This is a genomic window from Mycobacterium sp. SMC-16 (genome assembly GCF_046250085.1).
Taxonomy (GTDB): domain Bacteria; phylum Actinomycetota; class Actinomycetes; order Mycobacteriales; family Mycobacteriaceae; genus Mycobacterium; species Mycobacterium phocaicum.
Genome location: NZ_CP176427.1, coordinates 4913139 through 4928533, shown reverse-complemented (window position 1 = coordinate 4928533; position 15395 = coordinate 4913139). Strand labels below are relative to the sequence as shown.

Sequence of the window (15395 nt, the reverse complement as noted above, 5' to 3'; positions counted from 1 at the left end):
CCCCAGCGTAATCAGCGGGTGCAGGCCAGGGACGGATCCTTGGTCAGCGCCATGTGCCGCACGGCGTCGTCGACGCGTTCGGTGGGCAGCTCGCCGGAGTCGACGGCCTGCTGCAGCCGGTCGAGGACGTCGGGCACCTCTTTGGTGGTGATCCACAGCGCGGTGTCGGCGCCGGCCTGCAGGGCTTTGAGCACCGCCTCGGGCACGCTGTAGCGCTGCGTGATGGCGCCCATGCTGGAGAGGTCGTCGGTGAATACGGCGCCGTCAAAGGGCTGCCCGCCGTAGCTGCCGCTGCGCAGCAGGTCGTACGCGGCCTTGGACAGGCTGGCCGGGTCGGTCTCGGTGAGGCCGGGCACCTGCATGTGGCCGACCATCACGGCGACGGGCTTGCGGGTCGTCAGAGACTGGTACGGCACCAGGTCCAGCGTCTCGAGCTGGGCCAGCGGCGGGGTGACGACGCCGCCCTGGTGCGAGTCACCGGAGGCATGGCCGTGGCCGGGGAAGTGCTTGAGTACCGGCAGCACGCCGGCGTCACGCAGGCCGTCGGCGTACGCGCCGGCGTAGGCGGTGACGATCTCGGCGGTGTTGCCCCACGAGCGGTCGCCGATGACGGTGCCGTCGGCCGCGTTGGTGATGTCGACGACGGGCGCGAAGTCGATGGTGATGCCGAGTTCCTTCATCGCCTGCCCGCGCAGCCTGGCGATCTCGCGAACCTGTTCCGGGCTCTTGCCCGCGGCGACGAGCGCGCGCGCCGACGGTTGGCTGCCGATGAGGCCTTTCAGCCGCTGCACCCGGCCGCCCTCCTCGTCGACGCTGACCGCGATCGGCAGTGGCCGGGGTTCCTGCGCCAGCGCGGTCAGGGGAGCGCCGAGCATCGAGTAGTCGGTCCAGCTGGTGATGAAGATGCCGCCGACCTCCTGCTGCCGGACGACGGCCTCCGCGTCGGCCAGGTTCTTGACCCCGACCATCAGCAGCTGGGCCAGTTTCTGGCGCACGCTGAGGGCTGTCACGACGGTGTCCAGCCGGCACGGGGCAGGCGGCGGTGCCGCGGTGGGCTGGTTGGGCGCCGGCGGCGGGGCGTCGACGGGCCGCGGCTTGCTCAGGACGGTCGCGACGATCAGGGCGACGACGATCACCGCCGCGGCCGAGGCCAGGACGACCGGCGATCGCAGTCGGCTGCGGGGTGACGGCATACGGCGAACCCTATGCGCTCGTCGTCACGGTGTGGGCGCGACGGCCGACCACGGCACGGTCAGCACGCCGTCACGCAACCGGCGACGTGGCGGCTCCAGCGGTTGGCCCTCGGCGACCAGCAGGTCGAGCATCGCGCGCCAGCGGACCCGCGGGCCGAACACCCCGTGCCCGGCCGTGGTGGCCCAGGCGCGGTCGGCGGCCTGCAGCAGCTGGTGGATCGGCTGACCCGGAACATTGTGGTGGATAAGCACTTTCGGCAGTCGCTCCGCCAGATCGGAGGGCCGCTCGATGGCGAACGGGTCGCACGACAAGGTCAGGCTCACCGGCCCGTCGGCGTCGAGCAGGACCCAGCAGCAGCGCCGGCCCAACTCGTCGCAGGTGCCGTCGACCAACAGCCCGCCGGGTGCGAGCCGGCCCGTCATCTCCGCCCACGCGGCGGGTACGTCGGCGACGTCGTACTGCCGCAACACATTGAACGCGCGCACCAGAACCGGTGTGTGCCCGGCCAATTCGAAGCCGCCGAGGCCGAATTCGGCGACGTCGCCGGCCAGCTCCCGGGCCAGCCGCACCCGGTCCGGGTGAATCTCCAGGCCTACCACTCGCACGTCGGCCCGGACGGTGCGCAGCCGGGACGCCAGTTCCACGGTGGTCACCGGAAGCGCGCCGTAGCCGAGGTCGACGACCACAGGATCCGGCGCGGTGCGCAGCAGCGCCCGCACCCGCGGCGAGTGCACGAGCCAGCGGTCGCTGCGGCGCAGGCGGTTGTATCCCGTTGTGCCGCGCGTCGGCTGGCCGACAGGAGTACCCCGTGGCTGGCCGACAGGTGTACCCCGTGGCTGGCCCAACGGCGAACTCATGGCCCGAGTTTATGGGCGGCTCACCGGCGGGCGGCGATCCAGTCGCTGGTGAATTTCTGCTCCAGCTCGATCAGATAGCCGAGTTGCTGCCCCAGCATCGCCTCGAGCTTGCCGCCGACCAACGGGATGCGGACCTCGACGTTCGCCGAGAAGTCCAGTCGCGCACCGTCTCCGGTGGCGGTCAGGACACCCTTGCCGGTGATGGTCGCGGGCGCGCCGGGGACGCGGCTGCGCACCGTCCCGACGGCACGCCCGTCGGAGAGCGGGCCCCAGTGCTCTTCGCGGACCAGGCTGAGGTCACCGAAGTGGAACTGGGTGACGATGCTGGGCAGGCCGGCGGCGCGCATGGTCTGCGTGGTGGTGATGTCCGTGCCGCCGTGGCCGTCCTCGGCGAACGAGTCGAGGGTCGACACGTCGGCGCGGCCCTCTGCCAGCCGGTCCAGCCAGTAATCCTTGCTGCAGAACGCGCTGTGCACCTGCGCCACGGTCCCGAGGTATTCGGCAACCATGTCGAAAGAGCGGGCCATACTCGGCCACGCTACCGTTAGCGGCCGTGGTCAGTTCGGATATCGGGGGCGCGGCGGTCGACTATGACGTGCCGCTGGCACCCCTGACCTCGTTCCGTGTCGGACCGGTGGCAGCCCGTCTGATCACCTGCGATACCACCGCCAAGGTGGTCGGCGCGCTGACCGCGCTGCAGGACGGCCCGGGTCCGCTGCTGGTCCTGGCGGGCGGGTCGAATGTGCTGGTCGCCGATGATTTGACCGAGCTGACCGTCGTCCTGCTGGCGAACACCGAGATCACTGTCGAGGGCAACGTGGTGCGGGCCGAGGCCGGCGCGCTGTGGGACGACGTCGTCGTGGCCTCGTTGGCGCACGGGCTCGGTGGTCTGGAATGCCTGTCCGGTATCCCGGGCTCGGCCGGGGCGACGCCGGTGCAGAACGTCGGTGCCTATGGGGCCGAGGTCGCCGACACCATCAGCCGGGTGCGGCTGTTCGACCGTGCGACGGGTGCCGACAACTGGGTGAGCCCCGAGACGCTGGATTTCGGCTATCGGCACAGCGTGCTGAAGAACTCCGACCACGCCGTCGTCCTGGAGGTGGAGTTCACCCTGAACCCCGACGGGCTCAGTGCCCCGCTGCGGTACGGCGAACTCGCGTCCCGCCTGGGCGCCGAGCCGGGTACCCGGGTCGATGCGCTCGCGGTCCGCGAGGCGGTGCTGGCGTTGCGGCGCGGCAAGGGCATGGTGTCCGACGCGGCCGACCACGACACCTGGAGCGCCGGGTCGTTCTTCACCAACCCGGTGGTTCCGCCCGACGTCTTCGAACGGATAAGGGACGCATCGGACGGTCCCGTGCCCAATTACCCGGCCCCGAACGGGGTCAAGCTGGCTGCCGGCTGGCTCGTGGAACAGGCCGGTTTCGGCAAGGGATACCCGGGTGACGGCGCTCCGGCCCGGCTCTCGACCAAGCATGCGCTGGCCCTGACGAACCGGGGCTTTGCTGGCAGCGCTGACGTATTAGCGCTGGCCAGGACGGTTCGGGACGGCGTCAAGGCCGCTTTCGGGATAGATCTCACACCGGAACCGTGCTTAATCGGCTGTTCGCTGTAGGTAAATTCATTCCTGTGAGTGTGAACCGGCGACAGATGCTGACCGCGATTGCCGTCGGCACTTCCGGCGTGCTCGCCGCGTGCTCCGACAAGTCGAACGGATCCGGCTCGTCGGCGCCTGCCAAAGAGACCGCGGCGCCCGTCATCACCTACCGGCCCGCCAACGGCGCCACCGACGTGGTGCCGACCAGCAGCATCGGCGTCGACGTCACCGACGGCTGGTTCCAGAAGCTGACCCTGACCAACGGCGACGGCAAGGTCGTCGCCGCGGTGTTCAACAAGGACCGCACGTCGTTCAACGCCGCCGAGCCCCTGGGCTTCGGCGCGACGTACACGTTCACCGGTTCGGCCGTCGGCCGGGACGGCAAGGCCGTGCCGGTGTCCGCGACGTTCACGACCGTCAACCCGACCAAGCAGGTCAACGGCCAGTTCCAGCTCGCCGACGGGCAGACCGTCGGGGTGGCGGCGCCGATCATCCTGCAGTTCGACTCGTCGATCAGCGACAAGGCCTCGGTCGAGCGCAACGTCAAGGTCGTCACCGAGCCGCCCGTCGAGGGCAGTTGGGCCTGGCTGCCCGACGAGCGCGAGGGTGCGCGCATGCACTGGCGTCCCCGCGAGTACTACCCGCCGGGCACCAAGGTCAGCGTCTCGGCGAAGTTGTACGGCGTCCCGTTCGGCGACGACGCCTACGGCGCGCAGGACAGCACGCTGGAGATCAACATCGGGCGGCGCCAGGTCGTCAAGGCCGACGCGACCAGCCACCGCATCCAGGTCATCACCGACGGCGGCGTGCTGTTCGACTTCCCGTGCAGCTACGGCGAGGCCGACAAGCCACGCAACGTCACCCGCAGCGGCACGCACGTCGTCACCGAGAAGTACGCGGACTTCTGGATGTCGAACCCGGCCGCCGGGTACTCGAACGTCCACGAACGCTGGGCCGTGCGCATCTCCAACAACGGCGAGTTCATCCACGCCAACCCGGCCAGTTCGGGCGCGCAGGGCAACACGAACGTCACCAACGGCTGTATCAACCTGTCGACCGACAACGCCCAGCAGTACTTCCAGACGGCCATCTACGGCGATCCGGTCGAGGTGACGGGCACGTCGATCCAGCTGTCCTACGCCGACGGCGACATCTGGGACTGGGCCGTCGACTGGGCCACCTGGGTCTCGATGTCGGCGCTGCCGCCGGCGAACGCCGCGCCGCCGGAGACCTCGATCCCGCAGAGCGCGCCGGCCACCCCGACCGACGCGCCGACCTATTCGGGCACGCCGACGACCACCACGACACCGCCGCCCACGGGTCCGGCCACCACGTCGACCATGCCGTCGACGTCGTCGTCCACCTCGACGACGACATCGACGGCAGCGTCGACCGCGACTTCGACCTCGTCGGCGCCGACGACTACTGCGGCCGGCGGTTAAAGCGGCTGTAGGGCGCCTGGTCGCGCGGCCGCATCACGATCTGGTCCAGATCGACGTGCGGCGGCCGTGATGCCACGAAACCGATGACCTCGGCGACGTCCTCGGCGACCAGGGGCGTGATGCCCTGATACACCGCGTCGGCACGCTCGGCATCCCCGTCGAACCGCACGAGCGAGAACTCCGTCTCCACGGCACCAGGCGCAATCTCGGTGAGCCGCACCGGTTTTCCCAACAACTCACCGCGCAGCGTGCGGTGCAGGGCGCCCTGGCCGTGCTTGGCGGCGATGTACCCGGCGCCGTTGTCATACGTCTCCAGCGCCGCGATGGACGTGACGGTGACGACCAGTCCGTCGCCCGATGCGATCAGGGCGGGCAGCAGCGCCCGCGTCACCCGCAGGGTGCCCAGCACGTTGGTCTGCCACATCCAGTCCCAGTGCTCCAGGTCGGCCTCCGCGACGGGCGCCAGGCCCTTGGCGCCGCCGGCGTTGTTGACCAGTACGTGCACTGGTCCCAGGGCGTCGACCTGGGCCGCGAGAGCGTCCACCGACGCCTGGTCGGTGACGTCTGTCACAACGGCGGTGCCGCCGATCTCGGCTGCGAGCGCGTTGATCCGATCCGCACGACGGGCCGCGCAGACGACGTGAAAGCCAAGGCCGGCAAGGGTTTTCGCGGTCGCGGCGCCGATTCCGGAGCTGGCGCCGGTGACCACCGCGACGCGCGCGGAGCGTTCTTCAGCTGACATGTGACCGACCTTAGTCACTGGCCGCAGGCTTCATCGCGGTCGTTGTGCTGCGCCGCAGGCGTGCTAAGTTCCCCTCGTGATCATCAGTCAGGCATCCGGCGTCGCTGTGCGGCGTTCGTGTTGTTGTTGTCGCGCTTCGCGCTGCGCCTGACTCACGACACGGATACCTTCGTCCTAGTGTCCTGCGCCGTAAATTAGTTGATTAATTGTAGAATTGGCGGGTGGGAACCAGGGGTAGGCCGGTAGTCGAGTTGGTGTTGACCGACGACGAACGTGAGACGTTGCAGCGGTGGGCCCGTCGATCGAAGTCCTCGCAGGCGTTGGCCCAACGTTGTCGGATCGTGTTGGGTTGCGCGGCAGGGAAATCCAACAAGGAAGTCGCCGCTGATGAAGGTGTGTGGCCGCAAACGGTCGGCAAATGGCGTGGACGGTTCCTGGAGGCGCGACTGGAGGGTCTGGCCGATGAGCCGCGTCCTGGTGCGCCGCGCAAGATCACCGACGAGGCGGTCGAGCAGCTGATCGTGGCCACGTTGGAGCGTCAACCCAAAGGCGCCACGCACTGGTCGCGGTCTTCGATGGCGGCTGAGACCGGGTTGTCGAAGTCAACGGTCGGACGGATCTGGAAGTCGTTCGGCCTCAAGCCGCATCAGGTGGACACCTTCAAGATCAGCAACGACCCGCAGTTCGTCGACAAGGTCCGTGACGTCGTGGGGTTGTATCTGGACCCGCCGGAGAAGGCACTGGTGCTCTGCGTCGATGAAAAATCGCAGATCCAGGCCTTGGATCGCAGCGCGCCGGTGCTGCCGATGATGCCCGGCATGCCCGAGCGCCGCACCCATGACTACGTGCGGCACGGAATCACCACCTTGTTCGCCGCCCTGGATGTGGCCACCGGCGAGGTCTACGGCTCGATTCACCGCCGGCACCGCGCGATCGAGTTCAAGAAGTTCTTGACCAAGTTGGACAACACCGTGCCCGCTGACCTGGACGTCCATCTGATCTGCGACAACTACTCGACGCACAAATCGCCGACAGTAACCAAATGGCTTGCCGCCCATCCCCGATTCCACATGCACTTCACCCCGACCTACTCGTCGTGGCTCAACCAGGTCGAGCGGTGGTTCGGGTTACTCACCGACCAGAAACTGCGCCGCGGCGTTCACCGCTCAATTCAGGCCCTCGAGAAGGACATTCGCGAGTGGATCGCAGACTGGAACGACAACCCCCGCCCGTTCAACTGGACCAAGACCGCCGACGAGATCTTCGAACGACTCGGTTCATATCTTCAACGAATTCCCGGCGCAGGACACTAGCTGTCGGCAGGTGTGGCCTCAGGACCCACCAGCCCGACTTCTTCCCTAGGACACCCAAATGCCTGCTCCCGTTTCCACCGTTTCTGCCCCCTCCGGCGTCCGCTCTGCCGCCCACGCCAAGCGCACCCTGTCCCCCGCAAGCGGGAGGTACCCCCATGCCCGTCGTTACCACATCGTCGCGCCCTCGCTGCGGGTCGCCGACGCCGCCGCCGGCTCGGTCTTCAGCGCGGCGCGGCTGCGCGGCCCCATCGCTCGGGACGTGATCGCGCAGGCCACCGGCCTGAGCATCGCCACGGTGAACCGGCAGGTCACGGCCCTGCTGGACGCGGGGATGCTGCGTGAGCGGGCCGACCTCGCCGTCGCCGGCGCCATCGGCCGCCCTCGTATCCCGGTCGAGGTCAACCACGAACCGTTCCTGACCCTGGGCCTGCACGTCGGCGCCCGGACCACCGCAATCGTCGCGACCGATCTCTTCGGCCGCACCCTCGACGTGGTCGAGACGCCCACGCCGCGCGGCGACCAGAACGCGGCGCTGGCCTCGCTGGCCGGCAGCGCGCAGCGCTACCTGAGCCGCTGGCACCGGCGCCGCCCGCTGTGGGTCGGGGTCGCCTCCGGTGGTGTGGTGGACAGCGCCACCGGTCACGTCGACCACCCGCGCCTCGGCTGGGTGGACGCGCCCGTCGGCCCGGTGCTGGCCCAGACCCTGGGGCTGCCGGTGTCGCTGGCGTCGCACGTCGACGCGATGGCCGGCGCCGAACTGCTGCTGGGTGCGCGCCGCTCGGCGGCCGCCGCGGAGTCCGCCACCAGCCTTTATGTGTATGCCCGTGAGACCGTCGGCTACGCGCTGTCGATCGGCGGCAAGGTGCACTCGCCGGCCAGCGGCCCCGGCACCATCTCGGGACTGCAGGCGCATTCGGAACTGCTCGGCGGCAGCGGCCGGCTCGAGTCCACGGTGAGCGACGAGGCCGCGCTGGCCGCCGCCCGCAAGCAGCGGATCGTGCCTGCGGAGGGCCCGTCGTCGACCATCGCCGCGGTGCTGCGTGCCGCGCGCTCCGGCAACACCGCCGCCGTCGAACTGCTGGCCGAGCGGGCCCGCGTGCTCGGTGGTGCGGTGGCGCTGCTGCGCGACCTGCTGAACCCCGATGACCTCGTCGTCGGCGGCCAGGCGTTCTCCGAGTACCCCGAGGGACTGCCGATTGTCGAGCAGGCGTTCGCGGAACGAACGGTGTTGGGCGTCAGGGACATTCGCGTCACCACGTTCGGCAACCGGGTGCAGGAGGCCGGCGCCGGTGTGGTGTCCCTCGGTGGGCTGTATGCCGACCCGATCGGCGCCATGCGCCGCGCGCTGCGCGCCGCCTAACTCGTACCGAAGGCGCTGACGATGTGCAGCGCCAGTTCGAGGTATACGCGGCGGTGGTCGACGGAGTGCCCGAGGAGTTGTTCGGCCTGCCGGATGCGGTACCGGACGGTGTTCGGGTGCAGGTTCAGGATTTCGCCGACGGCCCGGGCGTCACCCGCATGTGCCAGATACAGCCGGAGCGTGTCTCGCAGGCGTGCCGTCGAGTCGTCGGCCGCCGCGAGCGCGCCCAGTTCCCGTCGCACCAATGTGGTCATGCCGTCTTCGCCCGCGATACCTGCTGCCAGACAAGCTAATTCGACGTCGTCATAGCGGATCGCGCTGGCGCCGCGGCGGTGTGCCACCGACTGGGCGGCCAGGGCCTCGGCGTGGCTGCGGCGGAATCCGTCGACACCCGGATGGCACGTGCCGACCGCGACGTGGACGTACTCCGGCAGCGCGGCGATATCGCTGCCGGACAACGGTTTCGACAGTCCCGTCGTGGCCGACCAGCACCACACGGTGCGAGCTCCGCTGGTTATCGTCAACGGCCGGTCGGCGCCGAGGGCGGCGCTGACGGTGACGGGTGTGGCGTCGAGCAGCCGTTGCACGTCGGCGTCGGCCACGTGCTCGTCGACCCACACCGCAAATGCGGTGTGGCGCTGGCGAAGTGGGTACGACAGCGCCGTGGTGGCGTCGTCGACGTCGACGGACTGGCCCGCGAGGATGGTCCGGACGGTTTCGGCGCGCCGGGCCCGCGCGCCGCGCTGCCACTGGTCGCGTTCGTCGGCGAAGGTGACGATCAGCGCTTCGACCATGGTGTCGAGCCAGCTCGCCAGCCGGGGCCAGAGCTGCATCAGCACTGCGGCGCGCAGCTCCGGATCGCCGATGGCGGCGACCCGCGTCTCGGTGATGAACTGCCACGCCGACCGCTGCCCGATGCGGTACACCGCCAGCAGCACCGGGAGTTCGTACCCGCGGCGGGCGAGGGTCCGCGCCAGGTCATAGATCTCGGGTGCCGGCCGCACGTCGACGATGTCGCGCGTCACGACCGCGAGGAAGCCCTTCCAGTTCGAGCGGGTGCTCGCATCGAGATCGCGGCGCAGCGTCGGGTCCGCGAACATGGGCAACGCCTCGGCGATCTCGTCGTCGACCACGGTGACCAGGCGGTCGAGCGTCTCCCGGCTCTCCGACGCCCCGGCGAACTGCGCCAGCCAGTCCGTGACGGCCGCGTCGGTCCGCATCGATTCGCTCCTCGTTTGTCCGCGCGAACAACGTCGCGCGATTCGTTGTCCCGCCGGACCAAGAATATGGCGGCCATCACATCGCACCCTGGGGATGGCATAGGTCGCAGTGACAAATCTCTGACAATCCCCGACAGGAGCTACCCGATGATCGAACACGACGCCCACTACATCGACGGGCGGTGGCAACCGTCGCGCGGCGCCGAGCGGTTCGACGTCGTGAACGCCGCCACCGAGGACGTCATCGCGACCATCCCGCTGGGCGACGCCTCAGATGCGAACGCCGCGGTCACCGCGGCGCGCGCCGCGTTTCCCGGTTGGGCGGCGACGTCGGTGGCCGAGCGCGCCGGCTACCTCAAGCTCGCCGCCGAGGAACTGCAGCGCCGCCAGACCGAGATCGCAACGCTGATCAGCCAAGAGGTCGGCATGCCGTTCGCGTACAGCAACGTGATCCAGGCGGGGCTGCCCGTGCAGTCGTTCGTGTCGATCGCCGATGTGGCGCTGAGCTTCCCGTTCGAGGAGCAGGTCTACAACTCACTGGTGGTGCGCGAGCCCATCGGCGTCGTCGTCGCCATCACGCCGTGGAATTATCCGCTGCACCAGATCGCGGCCAAGGTGGCGCCGGCGCTGGCCGCGGGCTGCACGGTCGTGCTCAAGCCCAGCGAGGTCGCGCCACTCAACGCCTACGTGCTGGCCGAGGTGTTCGACGCGATCGGCCTGCCGGCCGGCGTCTTCAACCTGGTCACCGGGACCGGCCCGGGCGTCGGCGAGACGCTCGTCGCGCACGAGCAGGTGGACATGGTGTCGCTGACGGGGTCGACGGCCGCGGGCCGGCGCATCGGCGCGGTGGCGGCGCAGACCATCAAGCGCGCCGGCCTGGAACTCGGCGGCAAGTCCGCGCTGGTGGTGCTCGACGACGCCGACCTGGTGGAGGCCGTGCGGGAGGGGCTGACCCGGTGCTTCCTCAACTCCGGGCAGACGTGCATCGCGCTGACCCGCATGATCGTGCCGCGCGCGAAACTCGCTGAGGTGGAAGCGATTGCGCGGGCCGGCACCGAGGCGTTGCGCGTCGGCGAGCCCTTCGACCCGGCCACCGAACTGGGCCCGCTGGTGTCGGCCGTACAGCGCGACCGGGTCGTCGGCTACATCGAAAAGGGCATCGCCGAAGGCGCACGGCTGGTCGCCGGCGGCCCGACCCCGCCCGAGGGACTGGACCGCGGCTTCTACGTCCAGCCGACGGTGTTCTCGGACTGCACCCCCGACATGGCCATCGTGCGCGAGGAGATCTTCGGACCGGTGCTCGTCATCCAGGCCTACGACGACGAGGACGACGCCGTCCGCCTGGCCAACGACAGCATCTACGGGCTCAACGCCGGCGTGTACTCGGCGGACCGGGAGCGCGCCATCGCGGTGGCCCGGCGGCTGCGGTCCGGCCAGGTGCAGATCAACGACGGCGCCTTCAACATCCACGCCCCGTTCGGCGGCTACGGCCAGTCCGGCAACGGGCGCGAGTTCGGCAAGTGGGGTCTCGAGGAGTTCCTCGAGACCAAGTCCCTGCAGCTGCCCTGAAACCTCCCTTTCCCCAACGACTTTCGAAAGAAACTCCCATGCCCAACGCCTTCACCGCCAAGCAGCGCACGACCCTGACCACCATCGTCGACACCTACGTGGCATCGGTGCCCCGCGATGACGACCCCACCGGGTTCTTCGCCGCCAAGGGCAGCGACCTGGGCACCGACGCGGTGCTCGAGCAGTACCTGATCACCAAGTTGCCCGCCGAGCAGTTCGCCGGCCTGCAGCAGCTGCTCGACACCGCCGAGCTCGTCGGCCTCAACAACCAGCCGCTCAACGTGCGCGAGGTCATCGTCGGCAACCTGTCACGCATCTCGCCGGAGACCACCGCCGCCATGACGGCGCTGTACACGCTGTCGGTGCTGTTCTCGTACAGCCTGCCGGGCGGCGAGAGCGGAAACCCGTTGTGGGCCGGTATGGGATACCCCGGGCCCGCGCAGCAGCCGCCGCAGACGCCGAAGACGCTGTCGGTGCTCACCCCGTCCGCGGACACGACGCTCGACGCGGACGTCGTCATCGTCGGCTCCGGGTCGGGTGGCGGCGTCGCGGCCGCGGTGCTCGCCGAGGCCGGCAAGTGCGTCATCGTGCTGGAGGCCGGCGGCTACCGCAACGAATCGGACTTCGTGCAGCTCGAAACCGTCGCGTACCACAACCTGTTCCTGCGCGGCGGCTTCTTCCCGAGCGCCGACGGCATGGTCTCGATCGCCGCCGGGGCGACGGTCGGCGGCGGCAGCACCGTCAACTGGTCCAACTCGCTGCTGACCCCGGCCACCGTCCGCAAGACGTGGGCCGACGAGTTCGGGCTGACGGACGTCACCGGCCCGTCGTTCGACGAGCACCTGGCCGCGGTGTTCGAGCGGATCGGCTGTTGCGACAAGGTCGCCCTCCAGAACCAGCCGCACCACCGCCTGTCGGAAGGTGCTGCGGCGCTGGACTATTCGTACGGCGTCGCCCAGCTCAACATCGACCCGGAACGCTTCGACCCGGCCCTCGTCGGCTACAGCGGCATGGGCGACCAGACCGGCGCCAAGCAGGGCACCATGAAGACCTTCCTGCAGGACGCCTCCGACGCCGGCGCGCAGCTGCTGCCCAACACCCGGGCCCACCGGATCGTCACGCGCGACGGTGTGGCCGCCGGCGTCGAGGCGACGTACACCGACCCGGTGACCGGCGCCGCGCACCGCGTGGTGATCAACGCCCCGCAGGTCGTCGCAGCCGCCGGCAGCCTGGAAACCCCGGCACTGCTGCTGCGTTCGGGCATCGGCGGACCCGCCGTCGGCACCGGCCTGCGGCTGCACCCGGCGACCCTGGTCAGCGGCATCTACGACGAACGCCAGGAGCCCTGGTTCGGCCCCGCCATGGCCGGGGTGATGAACGAGTTCGCCGAAGCCCACGACGGCCACGGCTACCTCATCGAATGCGTACAGCACCTGCCCGGCCTGTTCACCGCCACGGTGCCGTGGCTGTCCGGCGCGCAGCACAAGGAACTCGCCCGCGAGTACCAGAACCGGGCCGACTGGGTCGTGCTGGTCAAGGACCGCGGCGAAGGCAGCGTCACCGTCGACGCCGATGGGGAGGCCGTGCACTGGTATCCGTTCACCGACGAACTCGACCGCCGCCACTTCCGGGAGGGCATCGAGACGTCCATCCGCATGCACGCCGCCGCGGGTGCGCGGCAGATTTACGCGGCCGGCCAGCCGTTCGCGCCCTGGCAGCGTGGCGAGGACCTGGAGGCCTTCATCGAAAAGGTCAACCAGCTGCCGATCGGGCCCGGCGGCACCCCGGTGTTCAGCGCGCACCAGATGAGCAGCGCGCGGATGGGCGCCGACCCGCAGACCTCGGTGGCCAACCCGTCCGGTGAGCTGCACGACACCCCCGGCGTGTGGATCGCCGACGCCAGTGCCATGCCCACCTGTTCCGGCGTGAACCCCATGATCACCGTCATGGCCGTCGCCCGCCGCACCGCCACCAACATGCTCTAGCCCCCACCTCCCGCGAGCGGCCCCGGGGCCACCACCTCCCGCGAGCGGCCGTGTCTGTGCGCCGACACGCCGGGTCAGCCGTGCATTCCGCGGCCGCTCGCGGGCCTCGAACGTCGCCAAAATGCCCAGCTCGGACCACCGGACGAAGGGCAGTCCACGCGACGGTGTAAGGATGGAGGGCGTGCGTGTCGCCGTCCTGTCGGTCCATACCTCGCCGCTGGCCCAACCGGGCACCGGCGATGCCGGCGGTATGAACGTCTACGTCCTGCAGAGTGCGCTCGAGTTGGCCCGCCGCGGCGTCGAGGTGGAAATCTTCACCCGGGCCACGTCGTCGACCGACGCCCCCGTGGTTCGGGTGGCCCCGGGCGTCCTGGTGCGGAACATCGTCGCCGGCCCGTTCGAGGGCCTGGACAAGTACGACCTGCCGACGCAGCTGTGTGCCTTCACCGCGGGTGTCCTGCGCGTCGAGGCGAACCACGAACCGGGCTACTACGACATCGTGCACTCGCACTACTGGCTGTCCGGACAGGTGGGCTGGCTGGCCTCGGACCGGTGGGCGGTGCCCCTGGTGCACACGGCGCACACCTGGGCCGCGGTGAAGAATCTGTCACTGGCAGAGGGCGATACGCCGGAGCCCGCGCTGCGCGCCGTCGGTGAGCAGCAGGTGGTCGACGCCGCCGACCGGCTCATCGTCAACACCGAAGACGAAGCGCAGCAACTGGTTTCGCTGCACCACGCGGACCCGGCCCGCATCGACGTCGCCTACCCGGGCGTCGACTTGAAGACCTTCACGCCGGGCGACAAGGCCGAAGCCCGTGCGGCACTGGGTCTTTCGCTCGATGAGCAGGTGGTCGCCTTCGTCGGCCGCATCCAGCCGCTGAAGGCCCCCGACGTGCTGCTGCGCGCGGCGGCCAAGCTGTCCGACGTGCGCGTCGTGGTCGCCGGCGGTCCGTCGGGCAGTGGCCTGGCCGTGCCCGACGGGCTGGTTTCCCTCGCCGACGAGCTGGGTATCACCGACCGCGTGACCTTCTTGCCGCCGCAGTCCCGTGATCAGCTGGTGAACGTGTTCCGTGCCGCGGATCTCGTTGCGGTACCGAGCTATTCGGAGTCGTTCGGCCTGGTTGCCGTCGAGGCGCAGGCCTGCGGGACGCCGGTGGTGGCCGCCGCGGTGGGTGGGCTGCCCGTCGCGGTGCGCGACGGCGTGAGCGGCGTTCTGGTGCAAGGCCACGATCCGGTCGACTGGGCCAACGCGATCGGGCGGACGCTGGAAATGGGGCCGGAGTCGTTGGCCGAGGGCGCGTTGCAGCACTCCGCCACCTTCTCGTGGGCACACACCGTGGACGCCCTGCTGGCCGGCTACACGCGGGCGATCGCCGACTACCGCGGCCGTCGTCCTCGGCGTGACGCCGCGGCACGCCGCAGCCGCCGGTTCCTCATCCGGCGCGGAGTGCGGGCATGACGACGTCGGCCACCGTCACCCAGTTGATCGAAGACACCCTGCGCACGCACGAGCTCGACTTCTCCCACCACGACGGGGGAGCGGGCGGCCGGGCCGGCATCGTCGTCGCGCTACCCGGCGAGCGCCGGCTGACCACCAACACGCTGCTCAGCGTCGGTGAGCACGGCGTGCGGCTGGAGGCGTTCGTCTGCCGCAAGCCCGACGAGAACTTCGAGGGCGTCTACAAGTACCTGCTGCGCCGCAACCGTCGGCTGTACGGCATGGCCTACACGCTGGACAACATCGGCGACATCTATTTGGTGGGCCGGATGGCGCTGCACGCGGTGACCCCCGACGAGATCGACCGGCTCATGGGCCAGGTGATCGAGGCCGTCGACTTCGACTTCAACACCCTCCTCGAACTGGGCTTCCGCTCGTCGATCGAGAAAGAGTGGAAGTGGCGGCTCGCCCGCGGGGAGTCGCTGAAGAACCTCAAGGCGTTCGAGCACCTGCGGCCGGAGTAGGGCCGCGCGGGTCCGGCGCGTCAGGGTTGGGCGTGTCGGGTCCCTGGGGCATGTTCGATCTGAACTCGTCAACTTTCGTTGACCGTCAACGAAAGTTGACGGCTCCCGGCGAAACATCTGCGGAGAGAGCGCCCGCGGGGCACGTTGCACCCGTCGG

The 15395-nt window shown here is 69.7% G+C and carries 12 protein-coding genes and 1 pseudogene; 8 read left to right on the top strand and 5 right to left on the bottom strand.

The features are described from left to right. Positions 1-11: 11 nt before the first annotated feature. Genes ACJEIK_RS24000 through ACJEIK_RS23990 form a run of 3 tightly spaced genes read right to left on the bottom strand, consistent with a single transcriptional unit; the run spans position 12 to position 2578 of the window. Positions 12-1193, bottom strand: coding sequence for a glycoside hydrolase family 3 N-terminal domain-containing protein (locus tag ACJEIK_RS24000; RefSeq protein ID WP_409430399.1), 1182 nt, complete (start codon positions 1191-1193; stop codon positions 12-14). A gap of 24 nt (positions 1194-1217) precedes the next feature. Then, entirely contained in the window at positions 1218-2051 is an 834-nt protein-coding gene (locus tag ACJEIK_RS23995) for a class I SAM-dependent methyltransferase (RefSeq protein ID WP_409430398.1), read from the bottom strand. Positions 2052-2071: 20 nt separating this feature from the next. Next, positions 2072-2578: a DUF2505 domain-containing protein gene (locus ACJEIK_RS23990; protein WP_346415939.1), complete on the bottom strand. Its 507-nt coding sequence runs from the start codon at positions 2576-2578 to the stop codon at positions 2072-2074. A gap of 26 nt (positions 2579-2604) precedes the next feature. Between ACJEIK_RS23990 and ACJEIK_RS23985 the strand changes: the two genes are divergently transcribed. Both ACJEIK_RS23985 and ACJEIK_RS23980 read left to right on the top strand, forming a co-directional pair. Next, positions 2605-3663: a UDP-N-acetylmuramate dehydrogenase gene (locus ACJEIK_RS23985; protein WP_135356110.1), complete on the top strand. Its 1059-nt coding sequence runs from the start codon at positions 2605-2607 to the stop codon at positions 3661-3663. A gap of 35 nt (positions 3664-3698) precedes the next feature. Further along, a pseudogene (locus ACJEIK_RS23980) lies at positions 3699-4985 on the top strand (Ig-like domain-containing protein); the annotation flags it as partial. An 82-nt stretch (positions 4986-5067) separates the two neighbouring features. On the opposite strand, the gene ACJEIK_RS23975 reads toward ACJEIK_RS23980, so the two are convergent. After that, positions 5068-5829: an SDR family oxidoreductase gene (locus ACJEIK_RS23975; RefSeq protein WP_133425416.1), complete on the bottom strand. Its 762-nt coding sequence runs from the start codon at positions 5827-5829 to the stop codon at positions 5068-5070. Positions 5830-6050: 221 nt separating this feature from the next. Between ACJEIK_RS23975 and ACJEIK_RS23970 the strand changes: the two genes are divergently transcribed. After that, the gene (locus ACJEIK_RS23970) at positions 6051-7142 is read left to right on the top strand and encodes an IS630 family transposase (protein WP_036429724.1); all 1092 of its coding nucleotides are present in this window, start codon (positions 6051-6053) and stop codon (positions 7140-7142) included. Between the two features lie 58 nt (positions 7143-7200). Next, entirely contained in the window at positions 7201-8502 is a 1302-nt protein-coding gene (locus ACJEIK_RS23965) for an ROK family transcriptional regulator (protein WP_135356111.1), read from the top strand. Here the strand turns inward: ACJEIK_RS23965 and ACJEIK_RS23960 are convergent. Continuing rightward, a complete protein-coding gene (locus tag ACJEIK_RS23960; RefSeq protein WP_409430397.1) occupies positions 8499-9722 on the bottom strand; it encodes a PucR family transcriptional regulator in 1224 nt (407 codons plus the stop codon). The two genes, ACJEIK_RS23965 and ACJEIK_RS23960, sit on opposite strands and share 4 nt — an antisense overlap. Positions 9723-9869: 147 nt before the next feature. Here ACJEIK_RS23960 and ACJEIK_RS23955 point away from each other — a divergent pair, with 147 nt between their 5' ends. The 4 genes from ACJEIK_RS23955 to ACJEIK_RS23940 all read left to right on the top strand — a co-directional run bounded on the left by ACJEIK_RS23955 (position 9870) and on the right by ACJEIK_RS23940 (position 15238). Beyond that, complete coding sequence (locus ACJEIK_RS23955; RefSeq protein ID WP_409430396.1) at positions 9870-11291, top strand: aldehyde dehydrogenase family protein; 1422 nt, start codon at positions 9870-9872, stop codon at positions 11289-11291. A gap of 38 nt (positions 11292-11329) precedes the next feature. Next, the gene (locus ACJEIK_RS23950) at positions 11330-13276 is read left to right on the top strand and encodes a GMC family oxidoreductase N-terminal domain-containing protein (protein ID WP_409430395.1); all 1947 of its coding nucleotides are present in this window, start codon (positions 11330-11332) and stop codon (positions 13274-13276) included. 172 nt (positions 13277-13448) lie between these two features. Then, complete coding sequence (gene mshA / locus ACJEIK_RS23945; protein WP_064858647.1) at positions 13449-14735, top strand: D-inositol-3-phosphate glycosyltransferase; 1287 nt, start codon at positions 13449-13451, stop codon at positions 14733-14735. Then, a complete protein-coding gene (locus ACJEIK_RS23940) occupies positions 14732-15238 on the top strand; it encodes a YbjN domain-containing protein (protein ID WP_409430394.1) in 507 nt (168 codons plus the stop codon). Before mshA ends, ACJEIK_RS23940 begins: the two co-directional genes overlap by 4 nt. Positions 15239-15395: the final 157 nt, after the last annotated feature.